Source organism: Providencia sp. PROV024 (genome assembly GCF_032709665.1).
GTDB lineage: Bacteria > Pseudomonadota > Gammaproteobacteria > Enterobacterales > Enterobacteriaceae > Providencia > Providencia huashanensis.
Map to the genome: position 1 here is coordinate 3,198,629 of NZ_CP120545.1, position 25,761 is coordinate 3,224,389.

Sequence of the window (25,761 nt, forward strand, 5' to 3'; positions counted from 1 at the left end):
TGATACAAATCAACCGCCAGTCAGCACTAGCGGTTGCCCTATGATTCATTACCTAATAATAGATAATTAATAACCTAATTGCTTAGCACTTAACCCTAAGAATTCAAATGGTTTTGTTACCACATAACTGTTGGTCGCATCCCCTGAATAGATATTGCTTTGCTCTACTCCTAAGTCAAGCTTTTTGACTTTCCCTGTTTCAGCAGAAAAATCAATTTTCTTTAAATCGGTCCAAAAAATATTTGGCGTTAATGCGGACTCGAAAAAGTAAAGTTGACGCTTATGATCCACCAAAGTACGCCAACGAGTTGATGATATCTCTGGTGAGTTTTCTGATGTCAAACCATATGGTACAGACACATTGCGAACGACACTAAAAACACTCGCTACCGCTTTGTTAGCTGTTGTTTTTTGAGGGATGGCATTGATATAGAATTGGGCCCGGGCAAACCTGTCTGCTGAGCGGTTAGTTCCTGGTAACATCACTGTACCACCAATCCCTTGCCAATATTCCTGCATTGCTAATTGCTTTTCATAAATTGGTGAATTAGTCATCACTTGATATTTTCGATTGTGATGAATAACTTGCTTACCATCAATATATTCAATAATAGCGCTATCGCCACTAGCATCTGATAAAGATAAATGTAAGGTCGCCAAACGATCTTGCCCTGGCACATTATCAGTAGCGACGACTAGCGGATTTTTTTCTAAATCAGCAACCGCTTCTTCGACCGTTGCATAGTTATCTAAAACATACTGTGCCCACAATGAAATAGACAATGCAGGTTGTTTATCGTCCACTTGAGGGTATTTTGATTCCGCTAGCCACAAGAGATTTGCCACTAAGCCTTTTTCATTGACCCCATCAGTCGTCGAAATATCATAACCTGAAGCGATCACGCTACCGTATTTTGACTTCCATTGTAGAGAATTTGGCCCAGCAACCCCATTACGCTCCATTCCCCGAGGGAAAACCCAAAGATTGGTACCAATATCGTATTTCCAATCCATTGTTCTACCAGTCATGATTTGCTCGTTGTCACCCAAGTAAAGTACCCGAGTACATGCTTGGCTCACCACAATAGGCATTGATATTGCTGCGATTGTCGCTAGTGCTACGATGCTTTTTTTAACAAACTGCATGCCATCTCCAAAATAATCAAATTAACGTACTATAAGCATAGTATACAGATGGATATTATTTAGTCTTACTAGATAAAAAATAAAATGAGATATGGATATAGTAAGAAATACAATAAATGATAAACGTTAATGGCACTTCTTTGTATCAGTGCCATTTTTTACAGTGAAAAAACTAGTTATTTACTGAAGAAAACAAAGAACGTAATAATGCTGCTTTTTGTTTGTTATCTGGGATAGCTAATATTTCATCATAGAAGCTAATCGAAATACGACAAGCTAATGCAGGCGATTTTTTACCCGCTTGTAAATTGCCAAGAATTGCTGTGTCTGCACCATATTTTGTAGAAAGTTCGCTGGCTAGTTTAGTCAACATCTCAGTATATTCAGCAGGTGACATTAAAGCTTGCTTCGTACCCGCTTCACTCGAAATTAACAGTTCATTCGTTGCTTGAATTTGCTTTAATAATACTACTTGGCTTTTTTGGGGTGGGATAATTTCCGCCGTCTCTCTTAAATGTGGGAAAAGAGAATAAAAACATGTTTGCCCTGTTGGGTCTTCTTCTAATAAGATTTTAAGATAATCATTCACTTTACTGGTGAAATTAATAACAGAATCATCAGAGGCGTATTCCATACGCTCCAGCACCAGTTTCATTACGCTGCCAACAACCTGATCAAATAATTGACGACGCAGGTCTTCATTCGTCGGGTCATATTGTGTAATAAGGTGCTCAAAACTTTGGTAGGTCTCAGGGCTTATTTTCTTTACTGTGGCAATTATCGGCAATTCTTTTTCAACTTGAGCAAGTGCTTCTGAATGAATAGCACTATTATTTTCAGTTGATAACACGTCATTATCTTTACTTAACCAATAAAAACCGAGCGCAAATGCAATAAAAATAATGCATACAATTAATGCGGTTTTACGTGAGTTATTTGTTTTCAAAATTGCCCTGCCTTTTCTCTATAAAACGGATCACCACAAATGCCGTCAAACTTGCCTATATCACCTAAACAATGAGATATATTGCCATACACCAAATAATAGTGTTCAAGACGATAACGTCCTATGCCTACTATTTTAGCTTGCATCGAAGCTGTCTAGCTATAGGAATAAAGGAAATTGCGAAATAAAGATAAGAGGGATTTAGTACAGAAAATAATTTAGTTATTCATAAATAAAAAACCTCCGGAGCTTAGCAGCCCGAAGGTTTTGAATAATAAAACTTATTTAGTTTGAACGCCTTCAACAGAAATCAGCAGTTGTGCTTCTTGAGATTTAGGCCCTAAATCAGATTTAATATTAAATTCTTTCAATTTAATATTACCTTGGGCTTCAAAACCTGCGCGATATCCACCCCATGGGTCTTTACCTTCACCCATCAGTTTTGCATCTAAGGTAATTGGTTTTGTCACACCATTTAAAGTAAAATCACCTGTAATTTTATAAGTTTCACCGTCTTTTTTCACTTCTGTTGAAACGAATTTCGCTTCAGGGAATTTAGCTGCATTTAAAAAGTCAGCGCTGCGTAAATGCTTATCACGCTCTGCATGGTTAGTATCAATGCTTCCCGTTTTAATCGTGACTTCTACTTTATCTTTTGATGGGTCTTTTGCATCATAAGTGAAATTGCCATCGAAATCTTTAAAGCTACCATATACCCAGCTATATCCTAAATGCTGAATACGGAATTCAATAAACGCATGTTGGCCTTGCTTATCAAATTGATATGTTTCTGCTAATGCAGAACCTGCGGTTAAAAATAAAGCACCAGTAGCCAGACCAAGAACCGTTTTCTTCAACATAATTATCTCCACGTTACTTATCGGGATTAAAACCCAACATTCTTTTTAATGTAATATCACGATCAAAAAAGTGATGTTTAAAAGCAGCAAAAGCATGTAAAACTGACAATAAAACTACAGCCCAAGCTAAATATAAGTGAATTTCACCTGCGGTATCCGCTTGTGTTGCAGCGCCAGTAAATATTGCGGGTACTTCAAACCAGCCAAATACACTAATAGGCTGTCCATCAGCAGTCGAAATTAAATAACCGCTAATCAAAATACTGAATAAAATAATATAAATCAGCACCTGTGCAATCAAAGAGCTTGCTCTCGTTAATTTGCTATAACTTGCTAATGGTTTCGGTGGGGGAGAAATAAATCGCCAAATCACACGAAATGCCATAACAATAAATAATAATATTCCTATACTCTTATGTATCTCAGGAGCTTGGTGGTACCAACTGTCATAATATCCCAGTGTCACCATCCATAAACCTAAAGCAAACATTCCATATACGACTATTGCGACCAACCAATGCACGAGCAACGAGATATGCCCATAACGGGTTGCACTATTTTTCCATTGCATGATAAAAAAACCATTTAGAGGTGAAGGTGATATCGTATTAACTAAGCCTTAGTAATCATAAGGTGAAACTAATATTATTCCTATCCCTAAGTTAAACAAATAATTTGTTGTAGATATTCAAATACAATCAACATAATTAAAAATAGTTTACTATTTTGTTTTGTCTATATTTAATAGTAAAAGTTGAATAAAGATTCTTCCAGTTTTGTAAACAGTCGTAACTGGATAATTATATTTCCATTTTGGTTAATTTCAATTTGTTCTACCTTATAGCAAATAGATATAACCTTTTCTCATAAAAATAAAATTTGTCGGTCAGGCATTTTCCTTTTACATTGGTATTCTCCATTTTTACATTTTTAATTAACTAGCAGGTTAGACTCTATGTATAAACTTTGGATAGCGAATAAAAATTACTCTTCGTGGTCTTTACGTCCTTGGGTTTTATTAAAAGTATTGCAAATCCCGTTTGAAGAAAATCTGTGTTTTTTTGAAAATGGTAAAAGTAGCCATAACAAATTTAGTCGTTTCTCCCCAACGGGCTTAGTACCTTGTTTAGTTGATGACAAACTCACTGTTTGGGATTCTCTCGCTATTTGTGAATACATCGCTGAAACGCACCCTCAAGTATGGCCAAAAGATAACAAAGCAAGAGCTTGGGCTCGCAGCGCTAGTGCAGAAATGCATTCTGGGTTTACTTATCTACGCCAACAATGCCCAATGAATGTTGCGCTCAAAGCAACTACAGCGACGATTTCTTCCGAATTACAAACGGACCTAAACCGCCTTCAGCAATTATGGCAAGATGGGTTGAATCAATTCGGCGGGCCATGGCTTGCGGGCAATGAGTTTAGCGTTGTTGATGCTTTCTTCGCACCTGTAGCCTTTCGCATCCGTAGCTATCAGTTACCAATAAGCCCAGCAGCACAACATTGGGTAGCCCGCGTTTTAGATTTACCGGCAATGAAAGAATGGCACGAAGCAAGTCTACATGAACCGAATATCGACCACTAACCGATAAGATAGGGGCGCTTAGTTGTATTGCCCCCTAATTTATTGATTAGGAAAAAATCACCTGCACGAACATCAAAATTAAATATTAACCAATCTGATTAATATTCAAGCCATTACCCCTATTTTATAAATAAAAGATTACAATCTTTCATCCCAAGGGTTAGCAGTCATTACATCGCCTGTAGGAGTATGTAATGTAACTTGGTCGTTTTTAAACCATTCCGCTAACGAAAAGCCCCCTTTTGGGGTTTCAATGTGAATATCAATTGGGCAATACGGGGTATTTGCTTTAATGGCGAATTCGGCAAAATCTTCTTTTTGTTGAGGAGTTGAACAACGAATAACTACATCAAGGTCGCAGTCAGATAACATACTTTGAATATCGGTTGCCAAGGTATAGGCACAACTCCCCGTGACGCCCCACTGCCAAGGCCATTTATCCTGTGAGATTATCCATAACACCTGGACAGGTGGTAACGCGATAAACATAGAGCGTTGTAATTCAACTGAATTTGCTACCAAAGACTCTACATTCATAATATGGGTTATCGCTGATTTCTCAATTTGAGTCGTGACGCGTTGATGCGGTTTAATTCCCCGAATTGCGACCGTCAATTTATTATTGTCCGCTTTATCTCTATAAACGGTCAGTGGCAGCTTACTATTCCACTGTGAGGCAACCCATTCAGGGAGCGATTCTACCGCAACATCATTATCATTGCCGACCCAAACAAAATCATGCGGATTAATTATTTGCATTTTATTACCTTTATGATTGCTATGAATGCTCCTTCTATTATGCCTTTTTTACTGTATAAAAACAGAATTTACCTTTTAACCATGAATATCGTGCCATTAATTAACAATCTAGCCAGATATTGTTTTCTATCCTTGAAACATCAATGAGATTGCTATCTAATTACCTTAATAATTAATAAGTTAAGCTTCTATTTATGAGCATCGTATTATGAGAAACATCCCTGCTATTTACGATGGGTTCCTTTTTACCAGCTGCATGTTGTTTAGTGCAGTCGCGGCCTATCTGATTTTAGATGCGCAAGCAGCTATGTGGGCAGCATTTTCCACACTTTATTCTTTTAATCTGTTCAATGCTGCAAAAGAGTATAAAAATTATGCCTATACCGCTTTTTGGCTATTGATGATTTTAGTCGCCATATTTATAGGTGATACCCTGCGATTAAGCATGGCGTTTTATGTTTATCTCTTCGTGTTTTCTTTTATTTATTATCAGTTATATGGCACTGACCCTGTGATGGATTTAACCATGAAATTTATGATTATCATGTCAACCATAGGGACAATTTTACCTGATATTTCTAGAAGCTTAGCGTTGGGCTTTATTATTGGAAGCGGTGTTACTTTAGTAACTTACTATACCTTAAGCCACAAAATGACACGACATAGCATTATTACCGGTGCACTGGTTGAGAAAAATTTATTCACATTACATAAGAATATTATCCCGCGTTCCATGACTTATGCTGTGGGGCTTTTATTAACATTAGCCATTCCTAGAATGCTCGACCTAGGTCATTTTTATTGGACATTGCTCACATTTGTATTTGTTTTACACCCCAAAACTAAGGGTATCATTCATATTACAGGGCAACGCGTTTTAGGGAGCCTTATTTCCGTACTTTTACTGTACCTTTTATTTAACACCCCTCTGATGCCTTATATTGGCTTATTTGCAATGGTGGTGTTCGCATTTCTCATGCCTATGAGCTTTCATCATGGCTACACTTTCATGACTTTTGTCGTTACCAGTTTAATTTTATCCGTTCTTGAACAAGTCATTTATTGGCGACACCCTACCTATGAATTATTATTTGACCGAGTCTTAGAGACCGCCTTAGGAGGTGCTATCGCTATTATGACAAGTGTTATTTTAAAATTATTCAGGCAAGAAAAATAACTAAGGGGAATAAATCCTCAAAAAACAAGCATTGTTAAGTTTTGTCGAATCTCTAGGGTACTTCACGAAATAAAAACTAACTAGATTACGTAATGAATAAGTCTGTTCTATACTTTGATAAGGATAAAAAACACTCAAGTCAGTAATTTTGGGATCATTATTGATGCATTTCACATTCAAGTAACGCGAGGCTCAAAATGAAAATATCCATCATTGGCGCAACAGGGTTTGTGGGTAAGGCCATCGTAGCTGAGGCGTTACTCCGTCATCATCAAGTCACGGCTATTTCTCGTCACAGCAACCAATTGTCTCAACATGCGTATTTAATTACCGCATCTGGTGATATCACCGATGTTGCTTGGCTAACCTCTCGGCTCAAAGGGCAAGATGTCGTCATTAGTGCTTTTAATGGTGGCTGGCAAAACCCAAATTTATATCAAGATACCGTGGCAGGTAACCAAGCGATTTTACAAGCTGTACAAAAATCAATGGTAAAACGGTTTATCGTTGTCGGTGGTGCGGGGAGTTTAAAAACCTCTTCAGGTGTTGATTTAATTGATTCTCCTAATTTCCCAACTGAAATAAAACCTGGGGCTCAAGCCATGAGGGAACTCAAAAGCCACTTACAATCTATCGATTCTCTTGATTGGACCTATGTTTCCCCTGCTGCGGTACTTGAACCAGGAGAAAGAACCGAAACATTCCGTTTAGGTGGAAGCCAGTTACTCATGAATGGCCAACACCCCGCAAAGATTTCCGTTGAAGATCTCGCTGTCGCCATCCTTGATGAAGCTGAACATGCACAATTTATTCGCCAACAGTTTACCGTTGCATATTAAATTAAATAAAAAAGCCGGTAACTATATACTTACCGGCAAAATTGATAACAGATTTGGTGTTTACTTAACTTAATTCACGTATAACTTTCACTTACTTTTCACGATGTTTTGCTGCATAAATCTCACTATTAACCCAATTGTGGTCTTTTTCCCACGTAAATAACCATTTACGTGTTGGGCCAGCCATCACATTAAGGTAATAGTTGTCATAACCTGCCATTGTTGCCATTGGGTGATACCCTTTTGGCACCATAACCACATCTTTGTTATACACCGCCATACACTCATCTAATTCACGATCATCTGTATAAACACGCTGCATACAAAAACCTTGAGATGGATTTAATCGGTGATAATAGGTTTCTTCCAAATACGTTTCATTTGGCTCGTTATCAGTATCATGCTTGTGGCTTGGATAGGAACTAGTACAGCCTTCATCCGTATAAACTTCCACCACTAACAAGCTATCTGCCGCTTTATCATCGGGTAAAATATTATGTACATAGCGTTTATTGTTGCCATAACCCCGTTGCTCTGCCCCAATATCATCAGGGCCAATTAAGCGAGTTGGGTAAGTGCCCTTTCCTTTTGCACTGCAAACTGCGAGTTCCAATGCTGTTTCAGCTTTAACTTCAGCAAACTCTTGGGCTGTGACATAAACTGCATATGGTTTTTTACGTTCAAAAGGGTCCATGCGGTCGCCAATATTATCAAATGTTTGATTTGGCGTTTTAATCGTCGCTTTACCTGCCACTAGCACTAAGCACATTTCATTTTCACAAGCGGGTAAAGAAATCGACTCACCTTGTTTTAATTCATAAACATCAAAGTGAACATATCCCCAGTTAGCGATTTTCGGAGTGATATGCTGAGTTCGCTTATGTGCATCTGGAGCATGATATTTCGACAGTAATTTTGACATAATTTTCCTCTGACACTTTAAGATTGCCTACTAACACCTGCAATCTGTTTTATTGACCTGTGGCCATCACTCAAAATACAGCCATCTAACTTTTTAATTCTTTTGAGCCTTTCGCTCTAAATACACTAAATAGTTCAGTTTGTGGCTAGGCGGCAAACAAGAGCAACGCAGGGAGCATACATAAGTATGTGACCTGTGTGGTCGAGTCCAACCACCAACACCTCAGAGCCTCAGACTGAAATATAATGCCTAATCGTCTAAATAGTTCAGTTTGTGGCTAGGCGGCAAACAAGAGCATCGCAGGGAGCATACATAAGTATGTGACCTGTGTGGTCGAGTCCAACCACCAACACCTCAGAGCCTCAGACTGAAATATAATGCCTAATCGTCTAAATAGTTCAGTTTGTGGCTAGGCGGCAAACAAGAGCAACGCAGGGAGCATACATAAGTATGTGACCTGTGTGGTCGAGTCCAACCACCAACACCTCAGGACCTCAGACTGAAATTAATATCTAATCGTCTAAATAGTTCAGTTTGTGGCTAGGCGGCAAACAAGAGCAACGCAGGGAGCATACATAAGTATGTGACCTGTGTGGTCGAGTCCAACCACCAACACCTCAGGACCTCAGACTGAAATTAATATCTAATCGTCTAAATAGTTCAGTTTGTGGCTAGGCGGCAAACAAGAGCAACGCAGGGAGCATACATAAGTATGTGACCTGTGTGGTCGAGTCCAACCACCAACACCTCAGAGCCTCAGACTGAAATATAATGCCTAATCGTCTAAATAGTTCAGTTTGTGGCTAGGCGGCAAACAAGAGCAACGCAGGGAGCATACATAAGTATGTGACCTGTGTGGTCGAGTCCAACCACCAACACCTCAGAGCCTCAGACTGAAATATAATGCCTAATCGTCTAAATAGTTCAGTTTGTGGCTAGGCGGCAAACAAGAGCAACGCAGGGAGCATACATAAGTATGTGACCTGTGTGGTCGAGTGCAGCCAACAGCGCCACAGACTGAAATATGACGACGATTTAGATTAGCCCGGCTTCTTTGGCTAACCTATGTAAATTGTTATAGCCCAGTGTCGCGTAAGTCAACGGGTGGGCAATCGCTGGGTCTTGCTCCGCTTCTACCACTAACCAACCATTTTCGTATTGGCTATTTTTTAATACTTTAAAGACTTCTGGGTAGTTAACACAGCCATCACCGGGTACTGTAAACACCCCAGCTAATACTGCATCTAAGAAACTTGTTTTGCGGTTTTTAACATCTTTTAATACATCTGCACGCACATCTTTGCAATGCACATGATTAATTCGTTTTGCCCACCGTTTAGCGACTTCTACTGGGTCCGCACCTGCAAATGTTAAGTGCCCTGTATCCAGTAATAAGCCTACTTCATCACCGGTATGTTTCATCAGGTTATCAACATCTTCTGCTGACTCGATAACCGTCCCCATATGGTGGTGATAGGCGATTTTAACCCCTTGAGATAAGGTATATTTCGCAAACTCAGTCAGCTTCCTGCCGTATTCTTCCCATTGGTCATTTGGAAATAGTGGTCGCATATGAACGGGTTTATTTTGATCGCCATGAATACAGTGAGTCACTTCGGCAAATACCATCACTTTCGCGCCTAAATCACGCAGTAATGCTAAGTGACCTTGTACCGCTTCAATTTCCTCTTCCACGCTGCGAGTCAACAATTCACCCGAATACCAGCCTGAAACCAGTTGTAAATCATGCTGTTTTAAAATTGGCCCTAAGATTTCCGCTTTACGTGGAAACTTATTTCCTAACTCAAAACCAGCAAACCCTGCTTGACGACCTTCAGTTAAACATGTTTCTAGAGACGTTTCTGCCCCTAAAGTGGGTAAATCATCATTGGTCCATGTCAAAGGGTTAATACCAAGTTGGATTGCCATGATGAAGCTCCTGTGTAGGTAAGAGTAATATTATTTACGCTGACGCCATAAGGCGATCAGATTTAAGTAATTGCTTTTTATTTTCTGAACCAGCTCGTCGTCATTGATTTCACCTTTCATCCACTCATAAGAAGGCTTACCAAATAAAGTACGACCAACGGCAAATCCTTTTACGATTGACTTCCCAGCAGCGGCATTAAAGCCCGCTTGTAATTCTGCTTGTGGCGCATCAAGCCCTAGTAATACAACACCACGGCAATAAGGGTCACGCTCTTGGACCAATGCATCAACCTCATCCCAATTTTCTGCCTGTAGCGGTGGTAATTTCCACCAGTCTGGCTTGATGCCTAAGTTATAAAAACGTTTAATGGCTCGTAAATACAACTCATCATTACGCTCCATATCAGCTGGTAATATTACTTCCAGTAATAATTCATGGCCTGATTGGCAGCATGCGCTATACACCTCTTGAACGGTTTTCTCTTGCTCTAAACGCAGCGGATGATTATCTTCAGGGTGGAAAAATACTAAGCATTTCACGATATGCTCTTTCGGCCAGCTAATCAGCTGCGAACCAATATTGCCATGCTCTAAACATAGTGGTCTGGACGCTGGTAGCTCAATGGGTCGCCCTATCCACCAACCACGCCCTGTCACATCATTCAAAACATCCTGACCAAAAGTGCTATCACACAATAAACCTGCTTTACCCTGTAAGTTTGCCTCTTCAGCTACTTCACGGCTGGCACGGAAAATCAATTTTTTCAAATAAGGGATACATGAAATATCTGCACCTGCATTACGTGCCATATCGACAAATTGGATCCGATGGTCAAACGCCATTACACATAATTCATCCCACTGAGTGCTACGTGATGTCACTCGGTGCAAGTGATTAAGCATCGGGTCGAGATCAGGACGTGGTACAGCCGCAGCGCGCTCAAGGTAGTTATCCAGTTCAACTTTCGTTGGCATCGCGGGCGCACAACCGTGGCGCGAAACAACTAATGCCCCACATGCGTTAGCAAAAGCGCAGGCTTTTTCCCAACCATCTCCATTCAAATAACCGCGTAATAGACCAGACATGAAGGCATCACCTGCACCTAATACATTAAGGACTTCCACCCTCACGCCATGTACTGTAATCCCTTCGTCTAATGTCTCTGGGATCTCACCACTGAACACTGAGCACCCTAAAGAACCGCGTTTACACACTAGTTCAGCATTTGTTAATTGACGAATATTTTTAAGGGCTTGAACAGTATCCGTTGTCCCACCGGCAATATGAAACTCTTCTTCGGTTCCGACAATCAGATCAAACAGTGACAACACGTCTTGTAATTGCTGAGTTACGCTTTGAGAAGCAATAAAACGCGTTTCACCATCACCTAGGGAAGTTAGCCCCCATAAGACTGGGCGATAATCTATATCAATGGCAGTTTTTACATCATTACGTTTGGCATATTCCAATGCTTTTAGCACAGCGGCACGGGTTTTAGGGTTAGATAAATGCGTCCCTGTAATTGCCAGACAACGAGAGGATGCAATATATTCTTCCGTAAAATCGTCTGGACTAATTGCCATATCAGCACAATTATCACGATAGAAAATCAATGGAAAAGTGTCTTGATCTTTGATCCCTAATATTACCAATGCCGTTAATCTATCTTTATCAGTAATAAGATGACTGGTATCGCACCCTACACGCTTTAATTCCTCACGTAAAAAACGGCCCATATGCTCATCACCAACACGGGCAAGCATTGATGACCTTAATCCTTGTATCGCAGTTCCAAATGCCACATTCCCCGAAGAGCCACCTAAATATTTGGCAAATGTACTCATATCTTCTAAACGAGAACCTATCTGTTGTCCGTACAGGTCAACGGCAATACGGCCCATACAGATAACATCTAACTTCTTCTGCTTATCCATTAATCACCCCTTAACTACAACAGAATTAATTGATTTCTTTGACTTTAACCCAGCGCTGTTCTTCATATGAGCGCGCGATTGCATCTAAAATTCGCGATACTTTCCAGCCTTCTTCAAAATCAGGCCACATTGGTGTGCCTGTGGCTACCCCATTAATGAGATCGCGCACTTCTACGGTTTTTTGATCGTTAAAGCCAATACCATGGCCTGCACCACCACAAAACGGTGCATAATCTGGATGTTCTGGCCCAACTAAGATTGTTTTAAAACCTTGACGGTTACTTGGGTCGTCGTGACGATATAGTTTTAGTTCAGCCATTCTTTCTTGTGTGAAGGTTAATGTCCCTTTAGTACCCGTCACCACATAGGTCAGCCCCATTTTACGTCCAGCTGCAATGCGTGAAGTTTCGATAACCCCCATCGCTCCGCTTGAAAAACGTACCATCGCATGTGCTTGGTCTTCATTTTCAACAGGCACCATCACAGATGAGCCTTCTTTCTCTGGGCGTTGTTTAATAACAATTTCCATGTCACCACAAACGGTTTCAATATCGCCAACTAAAAATTGTGCCATATTGATAATGTGTGCAGATAAGTCACCCAGCGCCCCTAAACCCGCTTTTTCTTTGAAACAATGCCAATGAATGGGGGCATTGGGATCTGCCATATAATCTTCATTATGGGTACCATAAAAATGGATAACCTCACCAATCTCACCATTAGCAATAATTTCTTTTGCGAGTTGTGATGTTGGGTTTTTCATGTAATTAAAACCCACCAAGGTTAAAACACCGGCTTTCTTTGCCGCTTCTACCATTTTTTTTGCATCATCAGAGTTAAGCGCTAATGGCTTTTCACAATAAACATGTTTGCCATGTTTAATTGCTTCCATTGCCATTTCTTTATGCAGAAAATTAGGGGAACAAATATCCACCACATCAATATTTGGGTCAGCCACGAGTTTGCGCCAATCATTGGTTGAACGATTGAACCCCATTTCTTGAGCCCGAGCTTGAGCTAGCTCTGGTGTAATCTCGGCAATCATTTCGCGAACCAATTTTCCTTGTAGTGGAAAAACAGTAGGGGCCTGTGCATAAGCAATGGCATGAGCTCGCCCAATATAGCCAGTACCAATCATACCGATACGGATTTCCTTCATTTGTTCTTCCCCTCGCTCATTTTTAGTGGCGCACTGGCTAACCCAATGCTGGTCTGATTTATTCAGAAGTTGATAATAATGTTATACGGAATATTTATTTCATTTTCAATGAAATCAGGAATATTAGTTTCATTATGTGATCTAGCGTTAATTTTTTATGTAATTAGCTAATATATAAAGAATTAACTCTATTACTCAGGAACCTAAAGAGGTAAGGCGGAGATAAATGATGAAATAAAAGAATAAAAAATGGAATGAAAAAGCAAAAAATGAAATGAAATGAAACATTGCACCTCAGTTGTTCATTGCTGTTTTACACAGCTAAGTAAATAAACAATGTGTTTATTCCCTGTATGTTTGCAGACCATACCGTTCCTTGGGCTCGTAAGTTATCATCGCTGGTTTGTTCTAGGTGTACATTAACTTAGTTAGTTGGTATATGAAATGACATCAATGACTTCCTATCAATTAAGGTAAAGGAGCAATATCATTTTATAAAAAGAGCGACTATCTTCCCAATATTGTCCCTATTGTTACTTTTTCAGTGAATATAAAAAACCGTCATGAGTATGTTATTGTTCTCATAACGGTTTAAGATGAAAACAGTATAATTAGCGATGTAAAATACTGAGAAATTCTTCTTTACTCGACGTTAAAGATAATGCATTAGCAATAAACTCATCACTGAAAATCAATGCAATCTCTTTGAGTACATCAATATGCTCCCTTGATTTAGCAATCACACCGATGGCAATGAACATCACATTGGTTCTATCCCAAATCACCCCATCAGGGAATTGAAAAATTTCCACTCCCGTATGTAAGATGATGTCATTCGCTGATTTAGGTAAATGTGGCAGAGTGATACCATTGCCTAAAAAGGTCGAGATTTGCTGCTCTCTTTCAGTTAGAAAATGGACACAGTCCCTATCTACGTAGCCTTTATTTTTAAACTCGGTACCTACCATCTTTAATACTTCAGCTTTATTTCTGGCCTGACACCCTAAATGCAGATTATTTGTGGTCAGTTGTTCAATCATATCTAACCCTCTTTTAAGTTAACTAGGTACATTCGTATCATGAATGGTTAACAACTACATTGATGACAACTCTTCTTCTAACTGCTCTAACGATTTATTCGATGTTTCAGGAAGTAGTTTCACCACAAAGACAATTGCTAAGTAGTTTATTACCGCGAAAATTAAGAATACAGGTCCTAAACCAAGTTCGGCTTGCAATACAGGGAACAAGTAACTCACGATCGCATTCATAATCCACATAAAGAAAACAGAAATCCCCATCGATAACCCACGGATTTTTAATGGGAATAACTCGGCTAATACCACCCAAGTTAAAAAGCCCATTGTCCCTTGCATCACACCAACAAATACCGCACCAAGTAACCAGATCAACGTTGCTTTAATATCCCCAGTTAAGAAATAATCCGTTGCTGCGATTAATAAATGTAACGATGCCATTAAAGCAAAACCACCGACAATTAATGTCTTGCGCTTAAAGCGGTCAACTAAGAACAGTACCCCGATAACCATTCCCCCAACAGAGAACACACCATTTAATACGTTAAAAACCAAAGAAGTTTGTTCAGAAAAACCAGCCGTTTTCAGTATTTCTGTACCATAGTACATAATTACGTTAACCCCTGTGGTTTGCTGTAAAGCAGCCCATACCATCCCAATCAAAACTAATTTAAAAATCCAAGGGGTATTGAAAATTAAAGCTAGATTTTGTTTTTTTCCATTTGGGTTTTTCTTTGCTTCTGCGGCTTCAACATCTAACAATGTGACAATATCTTCATATTCCTGAATAGCACGTTTTTCTGGGCGAATTTGTTTTAAAATGTTCAATGCTTCTTCACGACGATTTTTACTCATCAACCAACGCGGGCTTTCCGGAGCTTTCCACATACCAAAAAGTAAGCATAAAGCAGGTACAGCTTGCACTAACAACATATAACGCCAAACGTCTGGTAAATGCCCCCAAATAGAACCAATAATCGCATTAATCGCAAAGGCAGCAAGTTGACCTATCACAATTGCCACTTCGTTTAACCCGGTGAGTTTGCCTCGCATTTCTGTAGGCGCAACCTCTGAAATAAATGTTGGTGCAGTGACTGATGCACCACCAACAGCAAAACCGAGAATAAATCGAGCTACAAGGAGAATTTCAATATTCGGTGCAGCGGCAGATAAAAAAGCGCCAAATAGGAAAAGAAACGAAAGGTAAAGTAAATAGGTGCGTCGCCCGATAAAATCAGCCACTCGCCCGCCGCAAACACTTCCAAGTGCGGCACCAACCAACAAGACACTCATCACAAGGCCTTCAGTGGTCGGTGTTAACCCCATGTTTTCTTTCAGTGAGGAAAATGCCCCGTTGATTACACCAGTATCATAACCAAAAAGTAACCCACCAAAGGTTGCTACCAAGGTGATTTGGTGCAACCTTTTTCTCTGTTGTTCATTGAGATTCATTATTAATGACATATTATTACCTTATTATTTGAATCATTATGTCTACCAAAAAAGCAAATTTTCAGTATTTAAATAAATTCTTTACATGTTAAGTATTAAATAATGAAAAATTTTTGGCGCTCTTATTGAATCACTACTTGCAAGCTTCAAGACTATTTCATAAATCAAAATTCACAAATAAAAACAAACACTTAGATTGAATTTAAAAATTAAACAGTAAAATAGCCACAAATTTTATAGAAGCATTACTGCTTGTAGGGTATTTAATTAATACGTAAGACAAATATTAATGTATATATTTATTAAATAATCGGATGAATATATCTGAATTCTATTGCGGGCGAAAAATCATTTTTTCGTCCGCATATTAATAATCAATTAAAATATAATTTAAAAATATAAATTAGAGTTTAACTTCTTTTCCTGTTTTTAATGATTCAAGTGCTTTGTCTGCAAGATATAATGCAAACTCACCATCGGTACCTGTGGTTTCTGATTCAGCACGTCCAGCTAAAATATCAACAAAATGTTCCCATTCAGCTTTGTATGCCTCATGATAGCGTTGTAAGAAGAAATATTCGGGTTTAGCAGACAAACAACCGACTTCGCTTAATAACGCAACGCTATTTTCTTTTATATTCCCAGCTGTCAGCAGCCCCTTCTCACCATGCAGTTCAATGCGCTGGTCATAACCATACCCTGAGCGGCGGCTATTCGATATGGTCGCCATGGCCCCTGAAGGGAACTTCAAAATAATGAATGCGGTATCGATATCACCCGCAAGGCCAATCGCAGGGTCAACTACATTACTTCCTTGGGCAAATACAGAGCAAGGTTCTTCACCAATCATAAAGCGCGCCATATCAAAGTCATGAATCGTCATATCTCTGAACATACCACCGGAGACTTTGACATACTCTGCTGGTGGCGGTGACGGGTCTCTAGATGTAATAATTAAAGACTCAGCTTTACCAATCGCCCCTTGCTGGAATAAATTTTTGAGATGGCGAAATTGCGGGTCATAACGGCGATTAAAACCAATAAACAATGGGACATTGTGTTGTTTAACACTTTTAAGGCATTGTCTTACTCGTTCAAGATCGAGATGAACTGGCTTCTCACAAAAAATGACTTTTTTATGTTGAGCCGCTAACTCAATTAAATCAGCATGTGTATCTGTGGCAGAAGCAATTAAAACGCCATGCACATTTGGGTCTTGCATCGCTTCTTCTGTGGTTTGTACTTTAGCTTGGTACTTTTCAGCCAACGCAGATGCATTAGCTTGGTACGGATCAATAACAGAATAAAGTGCGGTTTCTTTATGGCCGGCAATATTAACAGCATGAACCTGTCCAATACGTCCTGCGCCGAATAGTGCTATGTTGAACATTCAAATGCTCCTTGATACCTTAAATCCACTATTTGGATATTACGAAATATACCAAATAAAACATTCATTTCAATTTGTATTTTTTTGGAAGTTATGTTTTTGGGCTCTAGGTAACAAATGTTGCATTAAAGTGTATTTTTAGTGTTATTTAGATCACAAAATAATAATGTAACTCATCACTATCTGACAATAAAGTATGTACTTTACTGCAACTTTATTTTCTGTTTCTGTTTTATTAATTCCGACCAACTTAAATTTAAAACATACATTTCAACAAAAAGAAAATCAAACTATTAAAACCATAAAAAAACCCAGCAAACGCTGGGTTTAAAAATACACATGACGACAACTCATAAACACAATAAGTGAAATCCTTGCGGATATTCACAATAATACCCGACGAAATGAGGCCTACACCATCACTCAAAATAAAACACCTCCTCAATGGCATAACACCATCGAGTTATTTTGATGATACGTAAACCACCAATAACGCATTAATTAATAAAGCCGTACCTTATGTTCAACTTTATGTTTAATTTCCTCAGCCGCCGCAACAATTTCAGGCTTTTTAGCAACTTGAGCTGTTCCTGTACGCCACCACGCTTCATAACCATTAGTCATGGTTTTTGGAAGCACTTTAATATCAATCAATACACAACCTGAATGCGTTTTAGCATCCTCCAAAGCAGAGATCAGCTGAGCTTCATCATGAACTCGATAACTTTTACAACCATAACTTTCTGCATTTTTAGCGAAATCCACTTTCACTAATGGCCCATCCAGTAGGCCTGTTTGTGGATTGCGTTGGCGATTTTCAGTCCCAAAACTCCCCATGCCTTGGCTCATTTGTAAATTATTGATGCAACCAAAGCCCGCATTATCAAATAATAAAATAGTGATTTTAATATTTTCTTGAATTGCCGTTTGCAACTCACTGTGTAGCATCAAATAGGAGCCATCCCCGACCATGGCATATACAGGTTGTTCTGGAGCCGCAATTTTCGCGCCAACAGCCGCAGCAATTTCATACCCCATACATGAATAACCATATTCTAGATGGTAAGTATCCCGCTGCTTTGGTAGCCAAATACGCTGTAAGTCCCCCGGTAATGACCCCGCTGCCCCCACAATAATCGCGTCACTCTCCATGTGCTGCTGCATCAAACCTAGAACCCGAGTTTGCGCAAGTTCAGTGCCGAGTGTTTTACTGTATTCTTCAAGTTTATCATCAAGGTGGCCTGCAATTTCTGGGATAAAATCCAACGGCCGATACTGAATGCTAAACAACCGGTCTAATTCGTTCTTCCATTGTTGCTTCGCCAGTTGAATTTCATGTCCCCATTGGGCCTGATAGCCTGACCCCTTCATTTTTGCATCAAGAGCTTGCAAAGCTTCTTTTGCATCTGCTACCACTTTTAATGCATCTAACTTACTGGCATCGAATTCAGCAACGTTAATATTTAAAAACCGCACACCTTCTTTACTAAACAATGACTTAGATGCCGTGGTAAAATCAGTAAAACGAGTCCCAACACCAATAACCAAATCAGCTTCTTTTGCAAGTAAGTTTGCCGCAAGCCCACCTGTCGTGCCTATTCCCCCTACATTTAAAGGATGGTTGGCAACAACAGCACTTTTACCCGCTTGAGTTTCACCAAACGGAATACCGTAAGCCTCCGCAAATTGAACGAAATCATTATGTGCTTCTGAATAACGCACACCACCACCACATATCAGAAGCGGCTTTTGCTTACTTTGAATAAGATGAGCGGCTTCCTCTAGACTTACACTTGTTGGCGGCCGGCGTTCAATGCGATGAATTCGCTTTTCAAAGAAGTAATCAGGGTATTCCCATGCTTCCCCTTGAACATCCTGAGGTAAGCAAATGGTAACGGCCCCCGTATCAGCAGGGTCAGTTAATACACGCATTGCATTAATCATCGCTGCCATTAGCTGTTCAGGCCGCGAAATCCGGTCCCAATAACGAGATACAGGGCGGAAACAATCATTCGTGCTGATTGTCCCATCACCATATTGTTCGACTTGCTGCAAAACAGGGTCTGGTTGACGAGTGGCGAAGGTGTCTCCTGGTAGTAATAACAACGGAATACGGTTGGCTGTAGCTGTTGCCGCCGCCGTTACCATATTAGCTGCCCCCGGCCCTACCGAAGAAGTCACTGCAAAAATTTGTTTCCGTTTTTTCTGTTTGGCAAAGCCAGTCGCAATATGCGCCATACCTTGCTCATTACAACCTTGATAAACTCGCAGATGTCCAGGCGCTTCTTCAAGCGCCTGACCCAAACCGACAACGTTACCATGGCCAAAAATCGTAAATATTCCCTGAATAAACGGATACTGCTCACCATCGACATCAACATATTGTTGGTTAAGAAACTTTACCAATGCTTGGGCTGTAGTCATTTTCTGCTTATTCATATGGGTCTCCATTTATTCCATGGTTGGCATTGTGAAACTACTTTCATGATGTTCTAAACGTACACTAGCAGGCCAACGACTAGTCACTGTTTTCATGCGAGTATAGAAGCGAACACCATCATTTCCATGAACATTGAGAGGCCCAAAAATTGAACGTTTCCAACCACCAAAACTGTGGAAAGCCATTGGTACTGGGATTGGGATATTAATTCCGACCATTCCAGCTTGAACATTTTCTTGGAACTCACGGGCTGTTTCACCATCACGTGTAAAAATTGCGGTTCCATTGCCGTATTCGTGTTGGTTAATTAGTTTCAACCCTGTTTCAAAATCAGGTACTCGTACAACAGCTAATACAGGCCCAAAAATTTCTTCTTTATAAATATCCATTTCAGGAGTCACATTATCAAATAATGTTGGCCCAACAAAATAACCCTTTTCAAAACCCGTTACTTTGAAATCACGACCATCAACCAATAATGTCGCCCCTTGTTTTTCACCACTCGCAATATAGTCGCAGATTTTCGCTTTATGCTGTGCTGAGATTACTGGCCCCATATCATTTTCTTTGCCATCTGTAATACCGGGTCCCACGGTCATTTTGGCTATCTGAGCTTTCAAATTAGCAATTAATGTATCTGCCGTTTCATCCCCTACGGCTAATACAACAGAAAGTGCCATACAACGCTCACCCGCAGCCCCAAATGCAGCGCCCATTATTGCATTCGTAGCCTGCCCCATATCCGCATCAGGCATTAAAATACAATGGTTTTTTGCTCCACCTAACGCTTGGCAACGCTTACCATGCTGAGACGCTGTGGTATAAATATATTCGGCAATCGGAGTTGAACCAACAAAGCTTACCGCTTGAACTTCTGGTGCAGTTAGCAGCGTATCAACAGATTCTTTATCCCCTTGAACGACGTTAAATACACCGTCAGGTAAACCAGCTTGCTTTAACAATTTAGCCAATTCAAGAGCCAAAGACGGGTCTTTCTCAGATGGTTTTAAAACAAAAGTATTACCGGTAGCAATCGCCACTGGGAACATCCACATCGGTACCATAGCAGGGAAGTTAAATGGGGTAATACCAGCACAAACACCTAGTGGTTGCATTAATGAATGACTGTCCACACCTGTGGCGACATTGGCCGAGTGTTCACCTTTTTGTAAGTGAGGAATGCCACAAGCAAATTCAACAACCTCCAGACCTCGTGTAATCTCACCCACCGCATCAGAAAACACTTTACCGTGTTCTTTAGAAATAAGGCGCGCTAAATCATCCATGTTATCTTCAAGTAACGCTTTAAATTTAAATAAGATTCGAGAGCGCTTTAATGGCGAAAGTTTCGACCATTTTGGAAATGCTTTATGAGCAATCGCTATGGCGTGTTTCGTTTCATCAGCACTGCTTAATACCACCTGTGCAATTTGCTCGCCCGTTGCTGGGTTGAATACAGGTGCAAATCGACCGCTTTTGCTCAAAACTATTTCACCACCGATGAAATTATTAATCTGTTCCATGTTGCCTCTCTTTAACTGACAGGATTACGTTGTTACCCAATGTATATGAAATATTTGTTTCATTTGCAATGAAATTTGAAATAACATTCAATTTATGTGATCTAGACAAAGTTTTTATGAAATTTCTAATTCAAGATAGAAAATGCCATTTTAAAAAGTCTCCTAATCACTTATTTAATTAGATATACACGTCTATTGCAGTGCAGACAGAAGCACTTACCAACTAGGCACAATAAGAAAAGCAATCAATGTAACTCATTCAATTTGCTAACCGAAATTCAAATTATTTTAGATATATAAAGATAGAGAATGTAGAAATATGAACTAACCGTTTCAAAATAATTCGACTAACCGTGCAAAACAACTACAATTAGAGCCAAATCATGGAGGTTATATGTCAAGTGCATCAAATTTAAATGAGTTTCAAGAGCAAGTTCGCTCTCGTTATGATGAGCTAAGTAAACGCTTGCAACAGGTGGCTAGGTACGTACTCGATAATACAAATAGTGTCGCATTTGATACCGTTGCCGTTATTGCAAAAGAAGCCAATGTTCCACCATCAACATTAATTCGTTTTGCAAATGCGTTTAATTTCAGTGGCTTTAATGAAATGAAACAATTGTTTCGTATGAACCTTGTTGAAGAAACAGCAAGCTACACTGATAGAGCAAGGCTATTTCGCGAAATGGATAGTGCTCAAGAATTGAGTGATGACCCTGCTCAAATTTTAAAAGAATTTGCTCACTCCAATGCACAAGCCTTGCAGCAAATGGCAGCTAGGACCTCTGCCGAAGATTTAGAAAAAGCAGTTTCATTATTAGCTAATGCACAAAATGTCTACATAATTGGCTTGCGTCGCTCATTTAGTGTCGCGACCTACCTCAGTTATGCATTAAGCCATTTGGAGTGCCGCCCTGTTCTAATAGATGGTCTTGGGGGAATGTTTAAAGAACAGATCAGTAAAATTAGTGAAAACGATGTGGTTATTTCAATTAGTTTCACCCCCTATGCATCAGAAACAGTAATGGTTAGTGAAAAAGCAGCACAGTCTGGTGCTAAACAAATCGTAATTACTGACAGCCAGATTAGCCCACTCGCCAGTTTTAGTGACGTTTGCTTTGTGATTAAAGAAGCGCAAGTGGATGCATTTCGTTCCCAGTCAGCAACGTTATGTTTAGCTCAATCATTGACAGTCGCCTTAGCCTACCGTCAAGGAAGTAAGTTAGTTTAACGCTACTTTGGCTCGAAAACTAAATACCTCCATTAGTTTAGAGCCCCTATTTGGCCGTTTCCATTACTAAATTGATTTCTCTTTGCTACATACCGCCGCTCAAGTGGGTTTACATAAATGATTTCTTTAATTTGTGAGTTTCATCAGAAAATACAAATTTCGACAATACATTAATATGAAATTATTATTTCATCCTGTTATGTTGGGAGCACATGAATTTCTGATTTAAAACCGATAATAAGGAACGACCATGTTAAATACACACTTTCTTTATTTACTGGGCCATCTTCGATTGCTTGAAGAGCAGCACTCTGTCACTTCTCTTCATCGCTCAGGGATTGGTTTAATCGGAACGTCCATTCATAATCAACCTTATATTCATGCAGTAAAATGCAGTGCTCATCATAGTGAGTTGGTATCTGTTTGTGATATCGCTCCCCCACTTCCCTCTATGTCTTATTTTATGTATCAAAAACAACAAATAGAGGCACTGGTTAATAACGATGACGTTGATTGCATCATCATGACAGCAGTCTGTAGTGATGAGCTATTGAAATTTACAATCAATGCAGCAATTGCAGCAGGAAAAGATATCTTACTCACTAATATCCCAAGCTTTAATGAAAAAGAGCTTGAAGAATTATTCATAAAAGCAATACGAAACGATGTTTTAATTGACTACAGTCAAGCACTCACTTTTGAGGACTCATTTAATCAAATAAAGCATGTCTTGCACACTCAAAACAAATTAGAAACAGGGTTATTACGCTTATCCGCTCACCGGGTCATTGAGCCAGAAAATAGGTTACCATTCAATATACTAAGAGGTACGATTACACAAAAAATTGAACTGTTATTAACCTTACTCCCTGATTTTTCATTTTCTACAGCGTCAATTCAGTTTTCACACCCTTTCGCAAAAATGGAAGATGGGGATGTGCTAATAATCAATTTGCGTCATAAAGGGGGGTTGTTAATTTCATTTGAGCTATTTTTTAATACGGGGAATATTTCAGACAAATTATCTCTAAAACAGTGCAATCAAAGTTATGAGGTTGAAAATAAAGTACTATTTAACCCACAAAGACAACAACTTAATGAAAAAAATACTATTTTTAAACAAATAGACCAATTCATTCTAAAACTGCACGGCGGTACTAAACTTACACAACCAGCTCATTGGGCACGTACTAATGAACTTACCAATGAAATATTAAAACAATTATACGATGAGGGGTTTATTTAAGTACGATAATGACAAATTAAGAGATACAGCAGCTCTGTTAACCTATTTTTTAACTTACAGAGTTAAGTTTTCCAACATTATCGTGTGGATACGTTTAACCAATTGATCATTAAGTTTTTTATTCAGCCAATACTAAACAATGTTAGTGTAGAGTACTGCGCATCCCGCTGTTAACATTCACTACGCCATATAAGAAAGAGGCTGGCTCAATATTGAATAAGTAGGCAAACTGAAATAATGAATCTACATCAATACAACTTTCACCGTTTTCGAAACGTCGCATTTCATCTTCAGTTACCCCAATTAAATTCGCAGTTTGTTTAACGGTCATTTTATGACTTTCTCGTTGATTACGAATTTTTATCCCCAACATCTTAGCGATACTGTCTTTACTCATAATACCCCCCTGGGTTACATACGTATAAGCTATCTAATTAAGCGACGCGTAAATTAACACCACTTTTCAATTTATAAATTGACTTAAAATAACTAAATTCCGATTAAACCAATCATTAAAAGACTATTTCTATCGAAGGAAAACACAATAAAAACATAACATTATGATATTATTATTTTTTATTATTTCATTGTTGCAGATAAGATTCGATTGGTACTACATTAACCCCAATGAAGAATGGGTTAATTTACTCACCTATCTCTAATCATGAACAATGTATCTATCAGATTACAATAATATTTTAGCTTATTTTTTAAATTTGATGAAATAAACTCTATACATTTAATGTTATTTACTTATGGAAATCGTGACAATTTGTAGTTAAGCGTATCAATAAGTTTCCATACGGCTATTGTATAAAAAAATAATATTTATGGTTATAAAAAATAGCCCTATTTTTTATAACTAATCATCGTTTCAGCAACCCATTAAAGATAAACGGCTTATATTTTCATTATAAATCACAACAATCCAAGCTGGATCTGTTTTTTATATCAATCCATTTACAATCATCTCAAAAGGATTATCGGCATTTAGCAATAATAATATTAACTGTTCTTTATCTATTTCTATAGTTGTACGTTTATTTACTTTAAACTTAAATAGTTATTAATACATATTTAATGTTAAATTAACAACAAATAATTGTATTTCAGTCGGTAACAACAATACTTTTAGAAGAAAAACTTACTTAACTTCACATCTTTTTAATCAAACTGTCTGTAGACATGGTATTCTATTGCGAGCATCCATGAATTCTTATCTAGTATCATTGTCAGTATTAAGCATTATTTACTTTATTGATCTAGGTAATAGCAACTTGAAAGGATAATCATGCTACAAGAAAGCGTTATCAGGGAAATCATTCTCTGGATAGAACAAAATTTAGAATCTCGCCTATCCCTAGATACTGTTGCCGATAAATCAGGATACACTAAATGGCATTTTCAGCGCCTATTTAAAAACCAAACTGGCTTGGCACTTGGCTCGTATATCCGAGCAAGGCGCCTTTCCTGTTCAGCGGTAGCATTACGATTAACTAACGACAGCATTATGGATATCTCACTGAGATACCGATTTGATTCGCAACAAACATTTTGTCGCGCTTTCAAAAAGCAATTTAACCTTACCCCTTCTGAATATAGAAAACGCAAAGGTTGGAAGGTCGATGGGTTCTGTCTGCCACTTCGTGAAAATAAAGAACTTCAATTCCAAGTCAGACTTACTCAATTGCCCGCAATAAATTTACTTGGTATTAAGCATCGATATACCAAAGATATAAATGGTTGGAACCTTAAAACCGATGAATTACGCAGACAATATTGGAAAAAATTTCTTGATAAAAACCAATATGTGACGCAGCACCTATATGCTATTCATGGTGTAGACTTGAGCTCTAATGAAGAAGGGACTTTCTTATATATTACTGCATTAGATGAAAAAGATGTTGATATCACCCCACCACAAGCAACAAACTTTCAACTACCGAGTGGAAATTATTTGGAAATTAAATTAGATGGTAGTCTGCAGGGGATTGATTACAACGATATTATCTATACTGCTTATGGTAAAGTTCTAGCTGAAATGGATATTGTCCGTGGAACTGGTTCGGATATAGAAATGTATGTTTTAAACTCCAAACCTACTTACGAAGCATTTATAAATAACCCCCATCACTACATCCAAGAATTGAATTATTATATTCCAGTGCTTGTTTAACTACTCACA

The 25,761-nt window shown here is 38.8% G+C and carries 21 protein-coding genes; 6 read left to right on the forward strand and 15 right to left on the reverse strand.

Annotated elements, in window-relative coordinates; all coding sequences use genetic code 11:
* Nucleotides 1-66 precede the first annotated feature (66 nt).
* The 4 genes from P3L56_RS14850 to P3L56_RS14865 form a co-directional block, all read right to left on the reverse strand.
* Nucleotides 67-1,146, reverse strand: a complete 1,080-nt coding sequence (locus P3L56_RS14850) for a linear amide C-N hydrolase (RefSeq protein ID WP_042845170.1) — start codon at nt 1,144-1,146, stop codon at nt 67-69.
* Nucleotides 1,147-1,318: 172 nt separating this feature from the next.
* Nucleotides 1,319-2,092 (reverse strand): hypothetical protein, encoded by a 774-nt coding sequence (locus P3L56_RS14855; RefSeq protein WP_042845171.1) that lies wholly within the window; start codon nt 2,090-2,092, stop codon nt 1,319-1,321.
* Nucleotides 2,093-2,373: 281 nt separating this feature from the next.
* Nucleotides 2,374-2,952, reverse strand: coding sequence for a YceI family protein (locus P3L56_RS14860; protein WP_042845172.1), 579 nt, complete (start codon nt 2,950-2,952; stop codon nt 2,374-2,376).
* A gap of 13 nt (nt 2,953-2,965) precedes the next feature.
* Complete coding sequence (locus P3L56_RS14865; RefSeq protein ID WP_042845173.1) at nt 2,966-3,523, reverse strand: cytochrome b; 558 nt, start codon at nt 3,521-3,523, stop codon at nt 2,966-2,968.
* A gap of 384 nt (nt 3,524-3,907) precedes the next feature.
* Between P3L56_RS14865 and P3L56_RS14870 the strand changes: the two genes are divergently transcribed.
* A complete protein-coding gene (locus tag P3L56_RS14870; protein WP_048607961.1) occupies nt 3,908-4,537 on the forward strand; it encodes a glutathione S-transferase family protein in 630 nt (209 codons plus the stop codon).
* A gap of 138 nt (nt 4,538-4,675) precedes the next feature.
* Here P3L56_RS14870 and P3L56_RS14875 read toward each other — a convergent pair whose 3' ends face one another.
* On the reverse strand, nt 4,676-5,296 hold the full coding sequence (locus P3L56_RS14875; protein WP_042845176.1) for a malonate decarboxylase holo-ACP synthase: 621 nt from the start codon (nt 5,294-5,296) through the stop codon (nt 4,676-4,678).
* A 208-nt stretch (nt 5,297-5,504) separates the two neighbouring features.
* Here P3L56_RS14875 and P3L56_RS14880 point away from each other — a divergent pair, with 208 nt between their 5' ends.
* Nucleotides 5,505-6,473, forward strand: coding sequence for an FUSC family protein (locus tag P3L56_RS14880; RefSeq protein ID WP_042845178.1), 969 nt, complete (start codon nt 5,505-5,507; stop codon nt 6,471-6,473).
* A gap of 197 nt (nt 6,474-6,670) precedes the next feature.
* On the forward strand, nt 6,671-7,312 hold the full coding sequence (locus tag P3L56_RS14885; protein WP_048607963.1) for an NAD(P)-dependent oxidoreductase: 642 nt from the start codon (nt 6,671-6,673) through the stop codon (nt 7,310-7,312).
* A gap of 91 nt (nt 7,313-7,403) precedes the next feature.
* Here P3L56_RS14885 and iolB read toward each other — a convergent pair whose 3' ends face one another.
* The 9 genes from iolB to P3L56_RS14930 all read right to left on the reverse strand — a co-directional run bounded on the left by iolB (nt 7,404) and on the right by P3L56_RS14930 (nt 21,099).
* Nucleotides 7,404-8,234, reverse strand: a complete 831-nt coding sequence (iolB, locus tag P3L56_RS14890; protein WP_042845181.1) for a 5-deoxy-glucuronate isomerase — start codon at nt 8,232-8,234, stop codon at nt 7,404-7,406.
* A gap of 1,035 nt (nt 8,235-9,269) precedes the next feature.
* Nucleotides 9,270-10,163: a myo-inosose-2 dehydratase gene (gene iolE, locus P3L56_RS14895; protein WP_042845183.1), complete on the reverse strand. Its 894-nt coding sequence runs from the start codon at nt 10,161-10,163 to the stop codon at nt 9,270-9,272.
* A gap of 30 nt (nt 10,164-10,193) precedes the next feature.
* Nucleotides 10,194-12,098 (reverse strand): bifunctional 5-dehydro-2-deoxygluconokinase/5-dehydro-2-deoxyphosphogluconate aldolase, encoded by a 1,905-nt coding sequence (locus P3L56_RS14900; protein ID WP_042845185.1) that lies wholly within the window; start codon nt 12,096-12,098, stop codon nt 10,194-10,196.
* Nucleotides 12,099-12,123: 25 nt separating this feature from the next.
* Nucleotides 12,124-13,257, reverse strand: coding sequence for a Gfo/Idh/MocA family protein (locus P3L56_RS14905; RefSeq protein WP_048607968.1), 1,134 nt, complete (start codon nt 13,255-13,257; stop codon nt 12,124-12,126).
* A gap of 611 nt (nt 13,258-13,868) precedes the next feature.
* Nucleotides 13,869-14,297, reverse strand: a complete 429-nt coding sequence (locus P3L56_RS14910; RefSeq protein ID WP_042845189.1) for a PTS sugar transporter subunit IIA — start codon at nt 14,295-14,297, stop codon at nt 13,869-13,871.
* A 54-nt stretch (nt 14,298-14,351) separates the two neighbouring features.
* Nucleotides 14,352-15,758 (reverse strand): sugar porter family MFS transporter, encoded by a 1,407-nt coding sequence (locus P3L56_RS14915; protein ID WP_042845190.1) that lies wholly within the window; start codon nt 15,756-15,758, stop codon nt 14,352-14,354.
* Nucleotides 15,759-16,149: 391 nt separating this feature from the next.
* Entirely contained in the window at nt 16,150-17,136 is a 987-nt protein-coding gene (iolG, locus tag P3L56_RS14920) for an inositol 2-dehydrogenase (RefSeq protein ID WP_042845192.1), read from the reverse strand.
* A 501-nt stretch (nt 17,137-17,637) separates the two neighbouring features.
* A complete protein-coding gene (gene iolD / locus P3L56_RS14925; protein ID WP_094301216.1) occupies nt 17,638-19,575 on the reverse strand; it encodes a 3D-(3,5/4)-trihydroxycyclohexane-1,2-dione acylhydrolase (decyclizing) in 1,938 nt (645 codons plus the stop codon).
* 12 nt (nt 19,576-19,587) lie between these two features.
* Nucleotides 19,588-21,099, reverse strand: coding sequence for a CoA-acylating methylmalonate-semialdehyde dehydrogenase (locus P3L56_RS14930; RefSeq protein ID WP_042845196.1), 1,512 nt, complete (start codon nt 21,097-21,099; stop codon nt 19,588-19,590).
* A 394-nt stretch (nt 21,100-21,493) separates the two neighbouring features.
* Between P3L56_RS14930 and P3L56_RS14935 the strand changes: the two genes are divergently transcribed.
* Together P3L56_RS14935 and P3L56_RS14940 are read left to right on the forward strand one after the other, a co-directional pair.
* On the forward strand, nt 21,494-22,330 hold the full coding sequence (locus P3L56_RS14935) for a MurR/RpiR family transcriptional regulator (RefSeq protein ID WP_042845197.1): 837 nt from the start codon (nt 21,494-21,496) through the stop codon (nt 22,328-22,330).
* 250 nt (nt 22,331-22,580) lie between these two features.
* Nucleotides 22,581-23,576 (forward strand): hypothetical protein, encoded by a 996-nt coding sequence (locus tag P3L56_RS14940; RefSeq protein ID WP_233102463.1) that lies wholly within the window; start codon nt 22,581-22,583, stop codon nt 23,574-23,576.
* 142 nt (nt 23,577-23,718) lie between these two features.
* On the opposite strand, the gene P3L56_RS14945 is transcribed toward P3L56_RS14940, so the two are convergent.
* Nucleotides 23,719-23,973 (reverse strand): helix-turn-helix domain-containing protein, encoded by a 255-nt coding sequence (locus P3L56_RS14945; RefSeq protein ID WP_042845200.1) that lies wholly within the window; start codon nt 23,971-23,973, stop codon nt 23,719-23,721.
* Nucleotides 23,974-24,867: 894 nt separating this feature from the next.
* Here P3L56_RS14945 and P3L56_RS14950 point away from each other — a divergent pair.
* A complete protein-coding gene (locus tag P3L56_RS14950; protein WP_042845201.1) occupies nt 24,868-25,752 on the forward strand; it encodes a helix-turn-helix domain-containing protein in 885 nt (294 codons plus the stop codon).
* Nucleotides 25,753-25,761: the final 9 nt, after the last annotated feature.